This is a genomic window from Gardnerella sp. KA00255 (assembly GCF_049244095.1).
In the GTDB taxonomy this organism is placed as follows: domain Bacteria; phylum Actinomycetota; class Actinomycetes; order Actinomycetales; family Bifidobacteriaceae; genus Bifidobacterium; species Bifidobacterium vaginale_F.
The window spans coordinates 102,847-123,795 of record NZ_CP058374.1; the positions used below are offsets into that span (position 1 = coordinate 102,847).

Consider the following 20,949-nt stretch of genomic DNA (forward strand, 5'->3'; position numbering starts at 1 on the left):
GTATCACAAACTGCCAACTTCCTCATTACCTTTTTCCTCCTTTCTTATATAAAGAAGCGACCAAGATTTTCTTGGTCGCTTCATGTTCGCATAACACTCAAATAATTCCTAACGAACTAGCTTTACAGTTAGATAATTCACCTTACTTGTACGCTTTTCCATTTAAGGAAACTAGAGAATCAAATAATTGTGTTTCATCTAGAATACTCTCAGTTGGAGTTCTTTCCGTTATTGCAAGTTCTTTATACTTACTAGTAATTCCCTTAACAGCTTCTAATATCGATGGTTTAGAAACTTTGGAATCACTTTTCCTATACTCTTTAATTAAATCAGAAACTGCAAAAATCCCTAATTCCTTAAATTTCTGAGTTCGGTCATGATCATTCAAAGTTTCATTATTACTGATTCTTTCAACATTAAACCTTGTATTGTTTACTTTTTCGTCATAAGCCATCCTAAACTCTAACGAATTTTTCCAACCATAGTCAGAATTGTAAACAAACTTTTCACCAGTTATGTCTTCAATAGCCATAGCTAGAATATATTCATAGCATCCAGCATCTCTACTATCATAAATAGCATCGTAAAGAGGTTTAATTGCCTTCAGTCCCAGTTTCAATATTCTTTGATAGTTTTTAGAATTCCTAATAAACTTTCCTGGATGTGCCTGCATAGCCACTTGTGGATTAGTCTTCGTCTCAGTTTCTATTTCCACCCTCAACTTATTCATGGCTCCCTTTATATCATCTAACTTTTCAGCATAAGCCACATTTACAGGCATCAATTTATGAGCTATATTCCCACTATTCTTTGATGCTTGATTATTTCCAATAATAAAAATTCCAGAAGATACAAATAGAACCAATAAAAGTAAAGTTCCTAGCGAAATATACATTTTTTTCTTAGACATAGTATTACGCCTCCTAGAATTCTATATTCTTAATTCGCTGTATACTCTCATAGTGTAGGATATTATCTTAGTTAAGTATCCATAGAGATTAGATTCTATTTTTCGCTTAACGTTAAGATAATTCGTTATGTCTTCGTTGCCTAAATGATTCATTCACTGTCTAAACAGTTATAATAAAATAATATTAATATAACATGTTATATTAATATTATCAAGACACAAATTCATCTTAATCACCTAACTTATTTCTACCAATTACAGTGAACGCTCCCGCACGGTTAAGTGGGAGCATGTTACCGTTAATCAAATACAAGTCACCACCCTCACAGGCGGGAATCTTATCCAAGTTTTCTAACTGTCTAATATCGTTTGCGCTCATCCTATTCCACCAACTAATAATGCTATTGAATCAATGAATAGTAGAATTCGTGATATGCTACGTAGTCATCGTGGATTAAGCTTGTTAAAACGTATACATGCTGTATGCTGGTGGTGTTATTTAAACACAAATGAGCCACAAGATAAGTCTTGGATAATTGCTCATTCTTTTACTAGTGAACGTATAGAACAACTTTATCAGCAAGCTTGGGAGCGTTCTGAGCAGGGTTTATCTGAAGTATTTGGCATACCAGCAAAATATGGTACTGGTGTTGATTGGAATGAGTTCCATAAGAGTCGTGAATACTACCAGTAGTTATTAAAAAGCTAAGCTGATTACTCCTATTTTCAAGAATATTCATCAGCTTAGCTTTACGCACTTTTTGGCCTATAACCCCAAGATTTAGAGCTTAATGGTGTTAAATACAAAAATTCTCCACGATTCGCTTGGCTATCAAATTGATTATGAATAAGCCTTAGAATCATGGAGCATTTTTATTTACGAAGTATCGCAAAAATATAAAATATTAAGAGAGAGTTTTATTCGCGCACGAGCACAATATGCTCAACGTTGTCTAATGTGGAGACGCGGAAAAGTACAAAACGATTTCCGATTACTTGCACGACTTCGGCTCCGAGCTTTTCAGCAAGTGCATCAGCAGCTTCTTTAGCGCTTAATCCGGAACCATCTTGCACAGCGCACTTCATGAGTTCATGATGCTGCATGGTCTCGTCTGCCTGCTTAACTGCTGCATCAGTAATATCGTTCTTGCCAACGTATAAAAGTGGGCTAAGCGTATTAGCGAGCGCGCGAAGCTGCTTAATCTGCTTCTTTGTCAATGCCATAAGTAGTCCTTTCAATAAAAGTAAAAGTATTGGTAATCTCAAAAGTATTCATACTTAGTACTAAGTGCTTAACGGATTATACAGTATATTGCGAATTGCTGCATAGATTCATTTACAAAATATGCTTTTCTACCAGTTAGGCAGAGATTTAAGATTTTTCGCAGCGAAAGAGGCGAGCCTCAGCGTCGCTAGATGGTGACTCGCCGAGAGAGCAAGAAAAATTGAAAAATCTCGGTGATTAACCGAAGATTAAAAGACTAAACATGCCAAGAGCTGTCGGAGTTTCTCTTAGAGCAATGTAAAAATCTTGCGATGAGAGAAACTCCGACAACTCAGCACCATCAGAAAGAATCTTAACGCGCACTATGCAACTTTAAGCTCCTTCGATTTGCAGCAACATTAGATGGGAAAATTTTGTAAGTGTATGCATATTTTAGTAGAAACTTATGTATTGCGTTTGCTGAAAAATGTGAAATGTTCGGAAAGTTTAGTATAAATACAATATTTTGCAAGCAATAATCGCGCTCACAATGATTAGAGAAGTTACCAATAACGATATATCTTTTATGCGTACTCTCCAAGTATGTAAGTGAGTTCTTTTAGCTCCAGGTGTGTAGCATCGTGAGTCTAATGCGAGCGCAAGCGTATCTGCATGGCGAATTACGCTAGCAAATCCTGGCACTATTATAGCCGTTATGGCATGTATTCTTTGCTTAAATGATCCGTCGTGAATACTGCTTCCGCGTGCGATTTGTGCTAGTGCAACAGCGTGACCTTCAGATGCAAGCGTTGGTAAAAATCGCATTGCCAAGCTCATAATAAGAGATATTTCCTGAGTTGGTATGCATATATGTTTAAGCGGCGAGAGTAGACGTGCGCAAGATTCAGTAAGTACTGTCTGACTCATAGTGAGCACTACAATAGCGCCAATAATAATAACGAGTGAAAATCGTGTTGCAAAAAGTATTGAATAATTAATTCCGTCACTAGTTATTGGAATGGTTGCAATGTTTGCGAGTACTGTACCAGTTCGAACTGAAAGAATATTAAGTAAGCCTGAGAAAATAAATACTGCGATAATCATATGAAGTGAAGATAACAGTTTTATAAGTGATATTCTTGCTATAAAAGTGAGTAAAATTGTTGCTATTGCTAGGATTGTTAATTGCGTATAGTTAGTAATACTAAAAGCGCTTAGCATAATGATAAAGCATGAAAATAAAGTTACTCTTGGATCAAAAGATGCAAGTAGTGATTTTTCTGGCTGTTCTACTGGCTTGATATTGCTTGTATTTTCGCGCTTGTCTTTTTGATTTTTATATACTTTACTTTTATCTACTTGATTATTTTTATTTTCGCTTTGCTCAATACTTACAATTCGTGCTCCTAAAGCTTTCGCTTCCTGAATATTATGCGTAATAAGCACTATTGTTACGCCTTGATTGTGCAAAGTGTAGAGAATTTCTAGAATGCGCGATGCTGCTTCAAAATCCAATCCTGCAGTTGGTTCATCCAATACAAGCACGCGTGGTTTGCATGCGAGTACTCCTGCTATTGCAACAAGTCGTTGCTGGCCTCCAGAAAGAGCAAAAGGTGATTTTTCAGCCAAATCCTCAATATGCAGTAAACGCAGAGTTTCATCCACACGTCTTTTAAGAGCATCGCTTTTTAATCCAAAATTTTGTGGGCCATAAGCAACATCATTCCGTACTGTATCGGCAAAAAGCTGTTGCTCTGGAAGTTGCATAACGTAACCAATAGTGCTGCGTAATTTACGTCGATCATCGCGAGAAGTTTTTCCGGTTACTGGTATGCCATCAACTGTTATGGTTCCGGAATCGGCTTTTAACAATCCGCAAATAGTTTTAGCAAGAGTTGATTTCCCACTTCCATTTTTGCTTATCATTGCAACGATTTCGCCACTTTTAACAGTGAGTGAATAATCGTCAATAACAGCTGGCGAAGTTTTATCATATTTAACAGTTAGATTAGAAATTTTTATAGCATCGTCAGATTTATTTACGCAATTGCTATTCTCAGTTGAATTTTTGCGCTCGCTAATTTTGATGAAATTATTATTCGCTGAATTAATATTCAAAAAATGAGTTTCTAAATCTTCAAAACTAATTTCTTTCAGTTTGCTATTTTCTAATAAAAGTATGCGATTTGCATTTTTGCATTCTTCAAGACTATGTGTAATTTGAACGATGCTAGTGCCATTTTTGTGCAAATTATTTAGTAGATCATCAACGCTTTTACGCGAATATGTATCAAGCATAGAAGTTGGCTCATCAAGAACAAGTAATTGAGAATTCATGGCAATAGAGGATGCCAGAGCAATTTTTTGTTGTTGGCCACCGCTCATAGAACTAGGGTTTGCATAACGTTTATTTTCCATGTGAATAGCTTGTAAAGCTTTGCTAATACGATTTTGCATTTTTTCGCGCGGAATTTGCAAGTTTTCTAGCCCAAAAGCAATATCATCTTCAACAACAGTAGTAATAATTTGATCTTCCGGACTTTGAAATAGCGTGCCGATATGCTTTCTTGCTTCTTTGTATGCTAAAGAGTGAGCAGTAGTATTATCAAAAACTTTTTCTCCGCATAGCTGTACGTAACCACTATCAGGTGCTGTAAGGCCGGAAATAATTTTCGACAATGTTGATTTTCCAGAACCGTTAGCTCCAACAATTGCCACGCGCTCGCCGGAATTAATAGTTAGATTCACATTATTAAGAATCCAAGTATTGCCATTATCGTAGCTAAAGCAAATATCTCGCAGTATTACTGGAGTAGTAATGCCAGCTTTGATTTCTTGACTTGCGTTTGTATTACTGCGACTTGCGATTCTGCTAATGCCGGTTGTATTACAAGCTGTAATGCAATTCGTATTTCCGTTTGTATTACAGCTCGTAATGCCAGTCGTACTACAGTTCGTATTTGTGTTACGCATGTTTGTCTGCGATAGTTAATTAACTTTATGAAGTAATTTAGAAATTGGCTTATAAATAATAATTGTTATTACTACGTGCAAAGCAAGTTTAATAATATTAAACGGCAATAAAACTGGAAGAATAAGTGCTGCAACATCAGCAAAATGCATGTGAGGAGCGTAAAGTGGAGTGATAATAAGATTTCCAACGATTGCGATAATAATAGCAACTACAGATCCTAAGATAAGACTTAGTGCAGCTCCCTTTTTTGTGCGCATTTTTTTGTAGATAAATGCTGCAGTAACGGAGAATCCTAAGGAGACCAGCACTGCCATTATTGTTCCTAATGGATTTGTGAATAAGTGTGGTGCAAATCCAAGTATGCTTACTATTGCTGCAGCTGCAGGTCCGTATGCGAATCCTGCTACGAGGCATACAATTCCTGAAGGATCGTATTTAAGATAGCTAACTGGAGTAATAGGGAATTCTATGAAGCTAACTGCCATAGATAAAGCTACGAACAATGCGTATTGCGCGATTCTTTTTGTTGACCAATAGTTTGAAGAATTAGCATCTGTGCTGTGCAGAGAATTACTTAAAGTACCCATGGTGGGCCTCCGTTTCTTCCATCCGGACTTTGACCGTTGGCTTCGGAATTTGACCGAATCTGCAGATTTTACTCCGCTCGCGGGCTTCAAGATTATCTTGCTACCGCCAGTAAGGATTTTCACCTTCCCTGAAACAAATATTCTTTTATACATTCCTTTTGTATATCATGCCGTGAACATTATGTGTTTATAAGACTAAATATGAAACTAAATATGAAATTAAATATTGAACTAAATATTGAACTAAATAAAGTAATCCATTTTATATTTTTGTAATTTAAATGTGGCGAGGGTAGGTGCGAGAATAACAGTATGAGCAATGTTAGCAGTACGAGAACTAGAAAATCTGTAAGCGTTAAAAAAACCAATGGTACTAAGAAGACTACTGGTGCTAAAGAATCTGAAGACGTTAAGGAAACTAAGGCAATCGAAGAAACTAAAGTAATCAAAGAGGCCAAAGAAGCTAAAAAAGCTAAAGAAACTACTGGTGTAGATAAAAGTTTAACTAAAGTAAATAACAATATTGAATCTACAGATAGTGAGTATTCGAAGCAAAGTATTGAGCGTTTAGCTGTTGTTGTAGTTACGTATAAGCGTCAAGAGTTGTTGGCTCGTTTGTTTAAGTCGTTTGAGAATTTAAATGAATGCCCATGGAGAATTATCGTAGTTGATAATGAAAAAAGCGAGAAAACTCGTGAAATGGTTGATTCGTTAAATGAGAATCTTACTAAAAAATGGGGTAATACGTATAGCGATGACGAAGGCAATTGTGAACATGTGCTTTATGAGCCTCAAGAGGATAATTTAGGTGGTGCTGGTGGATTCAGTGCTGGCGTTAAAAAGGCTTATGAGATTGGTGCTAAGTGGTTCTGGGTTATGGATGATGATGTTGAAACAGTTCCAGAATCTATTTCTCGTTTAGCTCCATGGACTAAAAAGCATTCTGTAATTCAAGGAAGCCGATTAGATTACGATGGTGGGAAATTCTACTGGCAATACGACTTCTTGGTGCCTATGGGCATACCAAATCCTTTCGCTCCTGCGGCTTTTGGACGTTCTGGATACCGTGTTATGAACACTTTGTGTTTTGAAGGTGGATTGTTTAGAAGAGATGTTGTTAAGAAAATAGGTTTTCCTGATCCTCGATATTTTATTTATTGGGATGATACTACTTATGGGTATCTTGCTAGTAAAGTGACAAATCCTATTGTTATTCCTGACATTGTTTTAAGACGTACTCGTGATATTCCTAATTGGGATATTGCTGGAGTGCGACAGTTAAATTCTACTTCTGATATGAATCGTTATCATATTATGCGCAATCGCGGTTTTATGGCGCGTTATTTCATGGTTCATGGAGATTATCATCCGGTTATGTTTGCTTTGGGAACTGCTGCTACTGCTGCGAAGGAATTTATTCGTTTGTTAGCAGTTGATCGCGATAACATATCTTCTGGCGTTGGAAAATTAATTAAAGGATGGTTTGCTTCTAGAAGGATTTTGCATGATTCACATTGGAAGCCTATGCCTTCTTTAGAATAAAAAACAAACGTGTTTCATAAATTTGCAAATTTGTATAATTCTTGGTTATTATACTTAGAAAAAATAGTATTGGAACCGTTGGCAATAATTAAGTTCGTGGCTACGCGTGTCGTTTATAAGATAATGTAGAATGAACTTGAAATTCCATTGTCAACACATTCAGAGGAGAGGTGTTAGCGATGATTAACACTGCACAAGCTTTTGGCGTAGATATCGGTGGTTCAGGTATTAAGGCTGCACCAGTTAATCTTGAAAAAGGCGAGTTCGCTGAACCGCGTTATAAGATTCTAACTCCTGCAGTTTCTACTCCTCAGGCAGTCGCTGATATTGTTCGTCAACAACTTGAACATTTCGAAGTCACTCCTGATGTTCCTGTTGGTATTGCTTTCCCAGCACCAATAAAGCCAGGCAAGAAGCTTGATTATATGGCAAATCTTGACCAGTCGTGGATTGGTGTTGATGTCACAGAAGTGTTTAGTGAAGCATGCGGCCGTCCTGTTACCGTTGTTAATGATGCTGATGCTGCAGGTTTGGCTGAACAGCATTTTGGAGCAGCAAAAGATAAGGATGGATTGGTTATTGCAACGACATTAGGTACTGGTATTGGTACTGCGTTGATTTATAACGGTGTTCTTATTCCTAACACAGAGCTCGGCCATATTCAGCTTGAAAAGGGTAAGGGTGATGCTGAGAAGTATGCTGCATCATCAGTGCGTGAAAAGCTTGATATGGGTTATAAGAAGTGGGCTAAGCGTTTAACTAAGTACTACGGATTGATGGAAAAGTATTTTAATCCAGATTTGTTCGTTGTTGGCGGTGGCGTGAGCCGCGTGAGTGAAAAGTTCTTGCCACATATTGATATTAAGACTCCTATTGTTGTTGCTTCTTTGCATAATGAGGCTGGCATTATTGGTGCAGCTTTCTATGCTATGCAACAGCGTGAGAAGTAATTAATTTAAATTAGATAATATTAGTTTATTATTTAAATTTATGTGCTAATTGCTTTTATACTCTGACATTTAGCTAGGCGCAGTCGCGATTTTAAATTGTTTGATTGTGCCTAGCATTTTTTATTAGTTTATTAGTTTATTAATTTATTAGTTTTACATGTTGTCTTACATGTATCGTTTTGCGTATCGTTTTATCATATATCTTTGATTCACTGTAGTGTAGTTGTGTGCGATTTTCTTCTAGAGTTGATGTAAGTGAGCCGAATCCTATTATCGTAGCTCAGCGACGTGCTTTATCTGAACATATAAAATTAACGAAGCTTAATGATTCTAATCCAACATCTCATAATCTTGCTCCAGAGTGTTTATCTAGCACATACAATGCAGATCCTAGAGGTCCTTTAGAAGTTAGAAAGCTATTATCGGATTTTATTAATAAAAGAGATAATCGAATTAGTGATGCGTGTGCTACTGATTCCGTAAGCGATTCTGTAAGTGATTCGTGCGCAAATGGCAAAAGTAAATATAACGTTCAAGCTGTTAATCCTGAAAATATTTATGTTTTGTCTTCCACTTCTCAAGCATATGCCTGGCTTATGATGCTTTTATGCGATGCTGGAGATGCTGTTCTTGCGCCTACTCCTGGGTATCCTTTAATTGAATCAATAGCCAGACTTAATAATGTGGTTTCGATACCTTATTTTTTGCGCTATGACGGATCGTGGACTATTGATTTATCTAATCTCCGCTACTTAATCGAAAATGATTCGCACAATATTAAAGCATTAGTGCTTATTAACCCAAATAATCCAACTGGTTCGTATGTGAAGCCACAAGAGCGAGAAACGTTGTTGGAACTTTGTAACCGTCATGGTATAGCTATTATTGCAGATGAAGTTTTTTATGATTATTCTTTAGAACCTTTTGACAATAACGCTCGTTTAGCTGGAGAATCCTCGACACTTGTTTTTGCTTTAGATGGATTTTCTAAAATGTTGGCAGCTCCTCATGCAAAAGTTGGTTGGATTGAAGTTTCAGGACCAACTGAAGATGTTAATGAAGCTAAAAAACGCTTAGATGTTATAGCTGATGATTTTTTGCCTATCGGTGCAACTGTTTCAGAACATATTCCGGAATTATTATCTTGCGCATCTAATCAAACTAATAAAGTTCGCGCTCGCGTACGTGAAAATCTTAAAACATTACGGTCAGTGTTATCTAAATGGCCTAATTGCACTGTTAGTGCTTTAAGAGCAGAAGGCGGATGGAATATTTTACTTCGTGTGCCTTCATGTATTGATGATGATGTTCTTGCGTTGCGTTTAATTAAAGATTATTGCTTGGTTTCCCAGCCTGGATATTACTTTGATATGCCTAATAATGGTTATCTTGCATTATCGTTATTGCCGGAGCCTGAACAATTTAATAGTAATATCGAGCGTTTATTAAAAACCGTTGATGTATTGCTTAGTGAAATTATAGGTGAGTGATCTTATAGGAGAGTGATCTTATAGGAGAGTGATCTTATAGGAGAGTTAGCCAAGCTCTTACGTTATACCATAAATCTGGATTGTATTTTACTAGTGAATCTTCTCTTCCTACAGTGAACCAGCTCAAGAATATTATTGCGATTGAGAACAGTAGTAGAGATATAAAAATAGCTCGTATAGAATATGCTGATACTTTATTTATCAACGTATCGTCATTGTTAAGTACAGCGATTTTTTCTAGGAATAGTGTTATTCCTACTGTTGCTCCTATTGCAAAAAGCCAGCTGAAATCTGCCATATATCTCCAGCCTATTCCAGCTTTCAAACTATCGAATATCACTAATATAAAAGCTGATGCAATTGAAGTAATCGCAATATTAGCTACGTATTTATTTTTAGTATGTTTGTAAAAAGCAATAGCTGAGATTATGCCTAATAAAACTAGAGGGCAAATACTAAAAATTCCGCCGATCATTGGTTCGCTATACTGCCACTTATTAAATGAGATTGGTTGAATTCCAATCCAAGGGAAATCAGGTATGATGCGTAAAGGCAATGCTAAATAGCTAATTATAGATGGGAGTATATTATCTGCCGGTATTCGCATTTTAGTCATGTCTGTTACTGTTATTTGATATTCGTTCCCAAATTTAAAAGGTGAGCCGAAGCGAATACTGTTATAAAAGCCTAGTGGTATTGCGATGATTGCTATTGGTATAAAAGTTATTGCAATAAATTTAGATAATTCTTTCCAGGAAGACGAATTTTTATAGTCGGCTAGAATATTTCTTAAAATGTCTAAAATTTTCTTTCCGAAAATAGGGAAAATAAAAATGAAAGCTATTGCGAATGTTGGTCTACAACCCAGATTAATAGCTATAAAGAATGTGCCTAAAATGAAGTATGTTTTACTGAAAGTCGAATCTGATTTTCTTGCATGAATCCAGCATAGTAATCCTATAGTTGTGAACATCATGGAAGCTGCTATAGGTACTGAATAGAATGATGGTCTAAACCATAAGTATGAAATATTAGAAGAAACCAGGAACATCGCAACGCAACAAGATGCGGTTCCTAATGAAGCTTGTGCTTGAACTCTTCGAACTAAGCTAATTACAAGTAAGGATCCTGATATGAGGAATCCTATAATGCATAAGAAAGTAACTGAAGATGTAGGTAAACTAATAGCGTTATGAGTGAATATTGAGCTTATTGCTTGGAAAGGTAAGAAGAATAATATTGTTGGAACAACGCCAAAATAAGAGTACCAATGTCCTTGATAATAAGAGTGATCCCAGTAAATATTACTAACGCCTCTTGCTAAAAGTTTGTCTCTTGCAGAAGGATCATATGGATTTGCTAATTGTGTAAGCTCATGCGGTACTGGTAAATCCAAGTAAGCATGACCGTTTAGGAAAGCTTTAGCTGTGTTATTGTATTGGTCGAAATCGTATGTATAATTTCCTTCTACGTCGAAATGCAATGGTGCTGAGTACATGAAGCTTTCAACAATAGATTTCACAGCGTTTAATATAAATGGCAAAATAATGATTATGAAAAATATTTGATGGTAAATATTAGATGTGTTAAGTTTTATTTTCCATAATTTAGACCACGGATTCCATGCTGCGATTATTAACGATATAAGAATTAGTATTCCTATGCGTCCCCATGAAAAGCTAAAAGGTACTCTTACGTTTGCTCTAGCGTCTTCCAAATCTATTATTGAATCAGCTGGATGTTGTATCCAGATTCTTAAAATGCCTGGTTTTCCAACGCCTTCTTCTGGTATTGGTATTATGGCGCCGTTTGTTGCACGAGGATTTGCACTAATGTATTTTCCAGCATGGCTATTTACGTCAATTCGTACGTGAATATCTTTAATAATTGGCACATTTCCCAATTTTTTAGGTGGCTTAGATGCTGGCTGTAAACGAATATAAGGAGATGACCCGTCTGAAATCACTTCAATATACGCTTCTGAAGGGTATAGGATTTTAAGTCCTCCAGAATGTAAACGCTGAAGTCCTGCTCCAATATTGTTGTGTGCAGAAAAACTATCCGTACTACCTGCGACGCTGTTCCAAAATGGGATATTGCCTAAAGTGCACTCAAACAAAACTATTAGTAATAATACGATTATTGGCATGCGTAGTTTTCGCAATATGTGTTTGTTGCGAAAGTATTTTCTACGTTGTGCTTCTATCAGAGTCTGAGATACTGAAATTGCCATAACGTATCTATCCTAACTGATTTGCGTAGCTTATTATTAATAAGCTTAGTTTTGTTCGTTAATTATTTAGTTTAAGTCTTATGCGTTTATTTTTTTTTATTATTTAATTATTTATTTATTGTTATTTAATTTTATTCCTCTGCGACAAGATCTAGATATTCATCGTTCCATAAATCTTCATCGCCATCAGGCATAAGAAGAACTCTTTCAGGATGTAATGCTTCAACAGCTCCTTCATCGTGTGTTACAAGCACAATAGCGCCTTCATATTTTGATATAGCTTTAAGAATTTCATTCCTAGAAGCTGGATCCAAGTTATTAGTAGGCTCATCGAGTAAAAGTACGTTAGCTTGTGAAGTAACTAAAGTTGCGAGTGCAAGGCGCGTTTTTTCGCCTCCGGAAAGCACTCGAGCTGGTTTCATTGCGTCATCTCCTGAGAACAAGAAACTGCCAAGCATAGAACGAGCTTGAGTGTCATTCAAGTTTGGTGCAACGTGTTGAAGATTTTCTAAAACTGTTGCGTCTAAATCTAGAGTATCGTGTTCCTGTGCAAAATAGCCGATTTTGCATCCGTGGCCATACTTTACTTCACCAGTATCTGCTGTTTCTTCGCCTGCTAGAATGCGCAGTGTAGTTGTTTTACCGGCACCGTTGTAACCGAGTATTACTACTCGAGATCCTTTATCTATAGCAAGGTTAATTCCAGCGAAAACAATATTAGATCCGTATGCTTTAGAAATTTCCGTTGCCATAATAGGCGTTTTTCCACATGGAGCTGGCTCTGGGAAACGGATGTCCGCCACTTTTTCTTGTTTTTGAGCTTCGCTTGTTTCGCTAAGAAGTCGTTCTGCTCTGCGCATCATGTTTTGAGCTGCTACAGCTTTAGTGGCTTTAGCGTGTAAGCGAATTCCTTGTTTCATAAGGCGTTCGGCTTTCTTTTCAGCTACTTCACGTTCCCTGCGCCTGCGTTCTTCGTCAACAACTCTTTGGTGCAAATATGCTTTCCAGCCCATTGAATACATGTCAATTTGTGCTGTTTGCGCATCTAAATGCCATACTTTATTAACAACTTCGTCAAGTAATTCTGTTGAGTGGGAAATTACGAGGAATCCGCCTTCAAATCGTTTAAGATAATTGCGAAGCCATATTATTGAGTCTGCGTCAAGGTGGTTAGTAGGTTCGTCAAGAATTAGCGTATCTGCGTCAGAAAAAAGTATTCTAGCTAACTCAATGCGCCTACGTTGGCCGCCTGAAAGAGTGCCTAGAGCTTGTTGCATGACTTCTTGTGGGAGTCCTAGGCTTGTTGCCATTGAAATTGCTTCAGATTGTACAGCGTATCCACCTGCTTTTTCATAGTCTTGCATGGCTTTGTCATAGCGATTCATAGCTTTTGACATAATATCTGGATCTGGATCCGTCATTTCTTTTTCTGCTTTGCGAATTCTAGAAACGATGGATGCTATGTCTCTAGCGCTCATAATGCGGTCGATAACGCTTTGTTCTGGATCTGCTGCATGAGTATCTTGTGGTAAGTAACCTAATTTTCCGCTTACTCGGACGGATCCTCCTGCAGGTAGCATGTCGCCTGTTATCACTCTTGTTAATGTGGTTTTTCCGGCTCCGTTTCGTCCGACTAAACCAATTTTGTCGCCTTTAGTAACGTGAAAATCAGAAGAATTTAATAGCGTACGCGCACCAATTTGTATGGTTAATGCTTGTGCGTCAATAGGCATATTATGTGTCCGTTTCCTGAAAAATAAGTCTTACTCATACTTAACTAAGTAAAATCTCAGCCAAACGAGCCATTATATCGTGTGGTGGTAACGAATTCTTAATAATCGCTTTTAAAATGCTATGTTTGGATTTTATGTGTGATGTTATGTGGGGGATTAAGTGTGATGTTAAGTGGGGACTTAAGTGTGATGTTATGTGTGACGCGATTGTGGATGTTATGTGGGATGTGTTGCTGGAATATGTTGTTTAGATGTGTTTAATGAGTATTTAATCACACGCGAATCGTATAACTTTACTTTTTCGAACAAGTGTTCTATACTTATTGGACTTGTATGATTTATTGTGAATTAAAATCGTTAATTGAATGTTGCATACAAGTATTGAACGTTGCATATGCGTATTGAGTTGCATATAAGTATTTCGGAGGCGGCTATGTCAAAGCTACAGCAGTCAGATGCGTTACAAGCATTATTGGATGATGCTCCGTTATGCTTATCGCAAGGTTCTCTTATATCTGATTTATCTAAAGTTCCTTCTGAATGGAAAATAACTATTCAAGGAGCTCGCGAGCATAATCTTAAAAACGTTAGCTTGTCTATTCCAAGAAATCGCATGGTTGTATTTACTGGTCTTTCAGGATCCGGTAAATCTTCACTGGCTTTTGATACTTTATTCGCAGAAGGACAACGTCGTTACGTTGAATCACTTAGTGCTTATGCTAGGCAATTTTTAGGCCGCATGGATAAGCCAGATGTAGATTTTATTGAAGGCTTAAGCCCAGCAGTTTCTATAGATCAAAAAACTACGAATAGGAATCCTAGATCTACAGTTGGTACGATTACGGAAATCTATGATTATTTACGTCTTCTTTTTGCTAGGGTTGGAACTCCATACTGTCCTGAATGTGGTGAATTAGTTAGTGCTCAAACTCCTCAGCAAATGACTGATACTTTGCTTTCTATGCCTGAGCGTACGCGTTTGCAAATATTAGCTCCAGTAGTTAAAGGACGTAAAGGTGAGTTTAAAGATGTTATAGAACTTTTGCGTTCAGACGGTTATGCTAGAGCAATTATTGACGGTAAGATGCGCGATTTTTCCGAAGATATTAATCTAGCTAAGCAAAAAAAGCACACTATTGAAGTTGTTATTGATCGTTTAGTTATTAAAGATGGAATTCGTGTACGTCTTACTGACTCTATTGAAACAGCATTAAAACTATCTCATGGAGTTGTAGTTGCTGATTTTGTTGATGAACCAGAAGAGTCTTCAAAACGTAGACAATCATTCTCAGAACATAGAGCATGTCCAAATAATCATCCTTTAGAGCTTGATGAAATTGAACCAAGAACTTTTTCGTTCAACGCTCCATATGGAGCATGCAAGGAATGCTCTGGTATCGGTTATAACCTAGAAATTGATCCAGAATTAGTTATTCCTAATCCGGAAAAATCTCTTTCTCAAGGTGCTATTGAGCCATGGGCTATGAATAAATCTGCTGGAATGTATTATCAGCATGTGCTTTCAGGACTTGCCAAAGATCTAAGCTTTAGCATGGATACTCCTTGGCAAGATTTACCTAAAGATGTTCAACAAGCAATTCTTTATGGGCATGATTTTACTGTTCAAGTTTCATATAGAAACAGATGGGGTCGTAATAGGGAATATTCCACTGGATTCGAGGGTGTAGTTCGTACACTCATGAGAAAACATGATGAAACTGATTCTGATCAAATGCGCCAATACTATGAATCTTATATGCGTGAAGTTCCATGTAGAGCTTGTGAAGGCAGACGTTTAAAGCCAGAAGTTCTTTCGGTTAAAGTTGGCGAATACTCAATTGCAGACGTGTGTGATATGCCTGTTTGTGAAAGTTTGAAGTGGATTAATTCACTTGAGTTAAAAGGTTCTCAAGCCATTATTGCTGGAGAAGTTCTTAAAGAAATACGTGCACGACTTGGATTCTTAAATGATGTCGGATTAAATTATTTAACTCTTTCACGAGCAGCAAAAACATTGTCTGGAGGAGAAGCGCAGAGAATCCGTTTAGCAACACAAATCGGATCAGGATTAGTAGGTGTTATGTATGTGCTTGACGAACCTTCAATCGGATTGCATCAAAGAGACAATGAACGCTTAATAGCAACATTGCACCATTTACGAAATCTTGGTAATACTCTTATAGTCGTTGAACATGATGAAGACACTATTCGTCAAGCAGACTGGCTTGTTGATATTGGTCCAGAAGCTGGAGAACGAGGCGGTGAAGTAGTATATTCAGGACCATCCTCGTGCATATGCAAAGCTGAACGCTCTATTACTGGAGATTACATTGCAGGAAGACGATCAATTAGTGTTCCTGAAAAGCGTAGAAAAGTAGATTCAAATCGTGTTTTAAAAATTATTGGCGCTCGCGAACATAATTTAAAGAATATTGATGTTTCTATTCCGTTAGGTGTTTTTACGTGTATTACTGGCGTTTCTGGGTCTGGAAAATCGACTTTAATAAATTCAATACTTTATCCAGTTCTTGCTGATAAGTTGAATGGTGCTCGAATTGTTCCTGGAAAGCATAAGGAAATAAAAGGCGTTGAGAAGTGTGACAAAGTTGTTCATGTAGATCAGAATCCTATTGGCAAGACTCCACGCTCTAATCCTGCTACATACACTGGCGTCTGGGATAAAATTCGTTCTTTATTTGCTCAAACGCCTGAAGCTAAAGTTCGAGGATATGGTCCGGGAAGATTCTCTTTTAATGTTAAAGGAGGTCGTTGTGAGGCATGTCATGGCGATGGTACTTTGAAAATTGAAATGAACTTCTTGCCTGATGTATATGTTGAGTGTGAAGTTTGTCATGGAAAGCGTTATAACCGCGAAACTTTAGAAGTTAAATATAATGGCAAAACAGTTTCAGATGTTCTTGATATGCCTATTTCTGAGGCTGCTGTTTTCTTTAAAGCATATCCATCTATAGCTAGATATTTAAATACTTTAGTTGATGTTGGTTTAGGATATATACGTTTAGGGCAGAGTGCTCCAACTCTTTCTGGAGGTGAGTCTCAACGTGTGAAGCTTGCTACAGAATTACAGCGCAGGTCTACAGGTAAGACTGTGTATATTCTAGATGAGCCAACAACAGGTCTTCATTGTGAGGATGTAAGAAAATTATTGCTTGTTCTTCAATCTCTTGTTGATAAAGGCAATAGTGTTATTGTTATTGAGCACAATCTTGACGTTGTGAAATCAGCGGATTGGATTATTGATTTAGGGCCAGAAGGTGGGGATGCAGGTGGAACTGTTGTAGCTTCTGGTACTCCTGAAGATATTTGTGAATGCGATTCTAGTTGGACTGGTAAATTCTTAAAACCAATGTTAAATCTTTAATATTTGACTTTAGAAGTTTATAGGATTTTTTAAGAAAGGGGGTGAAATGAATAATATCGACGATTTAGAATCTGATTCTTCTCATTGGCGTAAAACAAGTAAAAACAACAGTGACTCTCAAAATAACCACAGTGATGTTCAAAATATAGATGGTTTTAATTCTTTAGGAGCGCCTTTATTGGGGGATAGTCGTGACTTATTTAGACCAGCTTCGCGTGATATTCCAGCTCAACCAGGAGTTTACAAGTGGCGTGATGGTGAAGGAAGAGTTATTTACGTTGGAAAAGCAAAAAATTTGCGGAATCGTTTAGCTAACTATTTCCAACCTTTATATCAATTGCATCCTCGTACGCAATCAATGGTTTTAAGCGCAAGAAGCTTGGAGTGGACTGTTGTAGCCACAGAATTTGAAGCGCTTACACTTGAATACACTTGGATTAAAGCATTTAATCCAAAATACAATGTAGTTTTTCGAGATGATAAAACTTATCCTTATGTTGCAGTGTCTGTTAATGAGGAATTTCCAAGAGTCTGGATTACTCGTAATCGTGGTGCGCGAAGCGCTCGCTATTTTGGTCCTTATGCAAAAGTATTGCCGCTAAAACATAGTCTTGATTCACTACTAAAAACTTTTCCTGTTCGAACGTGTTCTTCAGCGATTTTTAATAAAGCTAAAAGAACTGGAAGACCGTGCTTGCTTGCATCAATTGGCAAATGTTCAGCTCCTTGTATAGGAAAAATAACTTCAAAAGATCATCGTGATTACGTTGAACATTTAGTTGGAATACTTACAGGAACAATAGGTTCTTCTTATGTTTCTAGTCTTGTTCATGAAATGAAAAAAGCCAGTGATGATTTAGAGTTTGAAAAAGCTGCAAAGTTACGTGACGATATTTCTCTATTAAATACAGTTTTGCAAAAAAATGCGGTAGTTTTTGATGACTACGTTGAAGCAGATGTATTTGGCTTATGTGGAGACGATTTTGAAGTTTCAATTCATGCATTTTTTGTGCGAGCTGGGATGATTCGTGGAGAGAAAAACTGGTCCGTTGAAAGGAATGAACAAGATGATGATAGTAATCTTTTAGCAGATTTATTAGCGCATGTATATTCAGAATACGATAACGGATATAAGTCAGAGTTAAATGAGTCTAATCACATTAAACAGTTGCGCGATGCTTTTGACGGAGTAAATAACACTATCGCTACTGATCCAATACTTCGTGCACAAGCAACTCGAGAAAGACGTGAAAGACAGGAAACAACAGGTCGTGAGGATTTATTAGCTCCAATATCGCCTGTTCCTCGAGAAATTATTGTCCCATTGGAAATACATGAAGATAGGCGTAAGGAATTAGAGCTTTGGCTTTCTAATATTCGAGGTTCGCAAGTTAGCATTCGAGTTGCTGAGCGTGGAGATAAACGCGCATTAATGCAAAGAGCTAATGAGAATGCAAGTCAAGCTTTAACGCGAATTAAATCTAGTCGAATAAACAGCATTGAAATGCGAACTGATGCCATGAATGAGATAGCTCAAGCATTAGGATTAGCAGAAGCTCCTTTGCGTATTGAATGTTACGATATTTCTAATACGATTGATGGCACGTATCAAGTTGCTTCAATGGTAGTTTTTGAAGATGCAATAGCTCGTCCAAGTGAATATAGGAGATTTTCTATTCATGGAGAATCTGGAAATGGGCAGCTGGATGATTTAAGTGCATTATATGAAACTATTTGTAGAAGATTTACTCATAGTGATTGCGAAAGTTCATCGTCTAGTTCCAATAAAGAGCAGAAAAGATTTGCTTATAAGCCGAATCTTATTGTTGTAGATGGTGGTAAGCAGCAGGCTATTGCAGCGAAAAAAGCGATGTTGGATTGTGGCATAAAAGATATTGCTGTATGTGGTTTGTCAAAGAAGCTTGAAGAAGTTTGGCTTCCAGATGATGATTATCCTATTATTCTTAAAAGAAGTTCTGAAGGATTATATTTACTTCAGCGTGCAAGAGATGAATCTCATAGATTTGCAATAGCGTATCATCGCAATAAAAGAAGAAAAGGCGTTTTACGATCTTCTCTTGACTCTATTCCTGGAATTGGTTTGTCTTATACAAAAAGATTATTGTCTGTTTTTGGTAGCGTGAAGGCAATTTCTTCAGCATCTGTAGAAGATTTGCAAAAAGTTCCAGGAATTGGTGCAGATAAAGCCCGTAGCATTTTTGAAGCTTTCCACAATTAATTTGATACTTTTCACAATTAATTTAAAGCTTTACGTAATTAATACGTGTAAGTATTTTTGTCTAAATATACGTTATAAAAAATGAGTATGTGCTTTACGATTGATTATTGCGACATTTTAATTTGTTTAGTCAACATCGAGCATTAGCCTAATAAGTATGTCACAGGAAATTGAAATTGGTTTGGGTAAAAAAGCCCGTGTAGCGTATTCACTTGATGATATCGCTATTCTTCCTTCTCGTCGTTCGCGTGATCCACAAGCTGTTTCTACAGCTTGGCAGGTTGATGCATATAGCTTTGATGTGCCTATTATTGCGGCTCCTATGGATTCAGTTACGAGTCCTGATACTGCAATTGCAATGGGACAAATGGGTGCTTTAGGTGTTCTTGATTTGGAAGGACTTTGGACTCGTTATGAGAATCCTGAGCCATTGTTAAAAGAGATTTCTGAATTGCCTTCTGAGTCTGCTACTAAGCGTATTCAGGAAATTTACTCTGAGCCGATTAAGCCTGAGCTTATTGTTAAGCGTTTGCATACTATTCGCGACGCTGGTGTTACTGTTGCAGGCGCTCTTTCTCCTCAGCGCACTCAGGAATTCTATGCTACTGTTCTTGAAGCTGGAGTTGATTTATTCGTTATTCGTGGAACTGCAGTTTCGGCAGAGCATGTTTCTAAAGATCATGAGCCTCTTGATTTGAAGAAGTTTATTTATGATCTTGATGTTCCAGTTATTGTTGGAGGATGCGCAGATTATACGTCTGCATTGCATCTTATGCGAACAGGTGCTGCTGGAGTTTTAGTTGGATTCGGTGGCGGTGCTGTTTCTGCCACAATGAATACTTTAGGAGTTCAAGCTCCACTTGCTACAGCTATTGCTGATGTTGCTGAAGCTCGTCGTGATTATTTGGATGAGTCCGGCGGCCGTTACGTTCATATTATTGCTGATGGCGGAATGGGTAATTCTGGTAACTTCATTAAGGCTTTGGCAATGGGAGCAGATGCTGTAATGCTCGGTACTCCTTTGGCTCGCGCTACTGAAGCTCCTGGTCATGGAATGCATTGGGGTGCTGAAGCTCGTCATCCTTCGCTTCCTCGCGGCATGCGTACTAATGTTGGTACTGTTGCTCCTTTGGAAAATATTCTTTTCGGACCAAGTCATAAAGCTGATGGAACTACTAATTTCGTTGGAGCTTTGCGACGCACAATGGCATCAACTGGATATGTTGATGTTAAGAGTTTCCAACGTTGCAGCGTAGTTTTTAAGCCATTTAATCAAGATAATAGGTGAGTAGATAGCTTCTTTAGAAGCGTTATTGCTGTATTATGGCGAGTTTGACATGAGTTGAACTCGCCATTTTATTAAATTGCTGTATAGGTTTGTGATACAAAGTTTGTGATGATATAAGTTTGGGATACCAAGTTTGGGATACCAGAAGCTTGCAATGCTAGAAGTTTGCGTACTCTAAGTTGAAGTTATAGTCTAAAAATCAATAAATCAACAATTTTTCTAATTTTTCAAATTTTTATAATATAAATGTTAGATTAAATCGATTTTGCATAAAAAATTAACATATCTTTTGTTATTTTTTTAGAATTGAAGTTCTATTTTAACAAAATGTGCATAAAACAATGTGTCAAAAACGTTGATTTTATTGGGAAAATAAGATTGTCGTATTTATTTATCCACATTTTTAATTGTTTTTTA

13 protein-coding genes, 2 pseudogenes and 1 riboswitch are annotated in these 20,949 nt (G+C 37.2%); of the genes and pseudogenes, 7 read left to right on the forward strand and 8 right to left on the reverse strand.

The window, feature by feature from the left end:
* Positions 1–142: 142 nt before the first annotated feature.
* Both HXT51_RS00405 and HXT51_RS00410 read right to left on the reverse strand, forming a co-directional pair.
* The gene (locus tag HXT51_RS00405; RefSeq protein ID WP_415705684.1) at positions 143–910 is read right to left on the reverse strand and encodes a hypothetical protein; all 768 of its coding nucleotides are present in this window, start codon (positions 908–910) and stop codon (positions 143–145) included.
* Between the two features lie 229 nt (positions 911–1,139).
* Positions 1,140–1,289 (reverse strand): annotated as a pseudogene (locus HXT51_RS00410) (phage portal protein); the annotation flags it as partial.
* Here HXT51_RS00410 and HXT51_RS00415 point away from each other — a divergent pair.
* Positions 1,281–1,604, forward strand: a pseudogene (locus tag HXT51_RS00415) (IS256 family transposase); the annotation flags it as partial. The pseudogenes HXT51_RS00410 and HXT51_RS00415 overlap by 9 nt on opposite strands.
* Before the next feature lie 224 nt (positions 1,605–1,828).
* Here the strand turns inward: HXT51_RS00415 and HXT51_RS00420 are convergent.
* The 4 genes from HXT51_RS00420 to HXT51_RS00435 all read right to left on the reverse strand — a co-directional run bounded on the left by HXT51_RS00420 (position 1,829) and on the right by HXT51_RS00435 (position 5,675).
* Positions 1,829–2,134 carry a YhbY family RNA-binding protein gene (locus HXT51_RS00420; protein WP_103084277.1) on the reverse strand — a complete coding sequence of 102 codons (306 nt, stop codon included), beginning with the start codon at positions 2,132–2,134 and terminating at the stop codon, positions 1,829–1,831.
* A 238-nt stretch (positions 2,135–2,372) separates the two neighbouring features.
* A complete protein-coding gene (locus HXT51_RS00425; protein WP_421776517.1) occupies positions 2,373–2,498 on the reverse strand; it encodes a hypothetical protein in 126 nt (41 codons plus the stop codon).
* 123 nt (positions 2,499–2,621) lie between these two features.
* Positions 2,622–5,087, reverse strand: coding sequence for an energy-coupling factor transporter ATPase (locus HXT51_RS00430; protein ID WP_421776518.1), 2,466 nt, complete (start codon positions 5,085–5,087; stop codon positions 2,622–2,624).
* Positions 5,088–5,102: 15 nt separating this feature from the next.
* The gene (locus HXT51_RS00435; protein WP_421776519.1) at positions 5,103–5,675 is read right to left on the reverse strand and encodes an ECF transporter S component; all 573 of its coding nucleotides are present in this window, start codon (positions 5,673–5,675) and stop codon (positions 5,103–5,105) included.
* A 6-nt stretch (positions 5,676–5,681) separates the two neighbouring features.
* Positions 5,682–5,815, reverse strand: a riboswitch (FMN riboswitch).
* A 172-nt stretch (positions 5,816–5,987) separates the two neighbouring features.
* Between HXT51_RS00435 and HXT51_RS00440 the strand changes: the two genes are divergently transcribed.
* From HXT51_RS00440 to HXT51_RS00450, 3 genes are all read left to right on the forward strand, one after another.
* Entirely contained in the window at positions 5,988–7,217 is a 1,230-nt protein-coding gene (locus HXT51_RS00440) for a glycosyltransferase (protein ID WP_421776520.1), read from the forward strand.
* 179 nt (positions 7,218–7,396) lie between these two features.
* Complete coding sequence (gene ppgK, locus HXT51_RS00445) at positions 7,397–8,167, forward strand: polyphosphate--glucose phosphotransferase (protein WP_103084274.1); 771 nt, start codon at positions 7,397–7,399, stop codon at positions 8,165–8,167.
* A 227-nt stretch (positions 8,168–8,394) separates the two neighbouring features.
* Entirely contained in the window at positions 8,395–9,657 is a 1,263-nt protein-coding gene (locus tag HXT51_RS00450; RefSeq protein WP_103084273.1) for a pyridoxal phosphate-dependent aminotransferase, read from the forward strand.
* Positions 9,658–9,691: 34 nt separating this feature from the next.
* Here HXT51_RS00450 and HXT51_RS00455 read toward each other — a convergent pair whose 3' ends face one another.
* A complete protein-coding gene (locus HXT51_RS00455; protein WP_421776521.1) occupies positions 9,692–11,890 on the reverse strand; it encodes a beta-carotene 15,15'-monooxygenase in 2,199 nt (732 codons plus the stop codon).
* 131 nt (positions 11,891–12,021) lie between these two features.
* Entirely contained in the window at positions 12,022–13,623 is a 1,602-nt protein-coding gene (locus HXT51_RS00460; protein ID WP_103084272.1) for an ABC-F family ATP-binding cassette domain-containing protein, read from the reverse strand.
* Between the two features lie 433 nt (positions 13,624–14,056).
* Here HXT51_RS00460 and uvrA point away from each other — a divergent pair, with 433 nt between their 5' ends.
* The 3 genes from uvrA to HXT51_RS00475 all read left to right on the forward strand — a co-directional run bounded on the left by uvrA (position 14,057) and on the right by HXT51_RS00475 (position 20,532).
* Positions 14,057–17,005, forward strand: coding sequence for an excinuclease ABC subunit UvrA (uvrA, locus tag HXT51_RS00465; RefSeq protein ID WP_415691938.1), 2,949 nt, complete (start codon positions 14,057–14,059; stop codon positions 17,003–17,005).
* Between the two features lie 46 nt (positions 17,006–17,051).
* Entirely contained in the window at positions 17,052–19,244 is a 2,193-nt protein-coding gene (gene uvrC / locus HXT51_RS00470; protein WP_421776522.1) for an excinuclease ABC subunit UvrC, read from the forward strand.
* A gap of 157 nt (positions 19,245–19,401) precedes the next feature.
* A complete protein-coding gene (locus HXT51_RS00475; protein ID WP_421776523.1) occupies positions 19,402–20,532 on the forward strand; it encodes a GuaB3 family IMP dehydrogenase-related protein in 1,131 nt (376 codons plus the stop codon).
* The last annotated feature ends 417 nt before the right edge of the window (positions 20,533–20,949 follow it).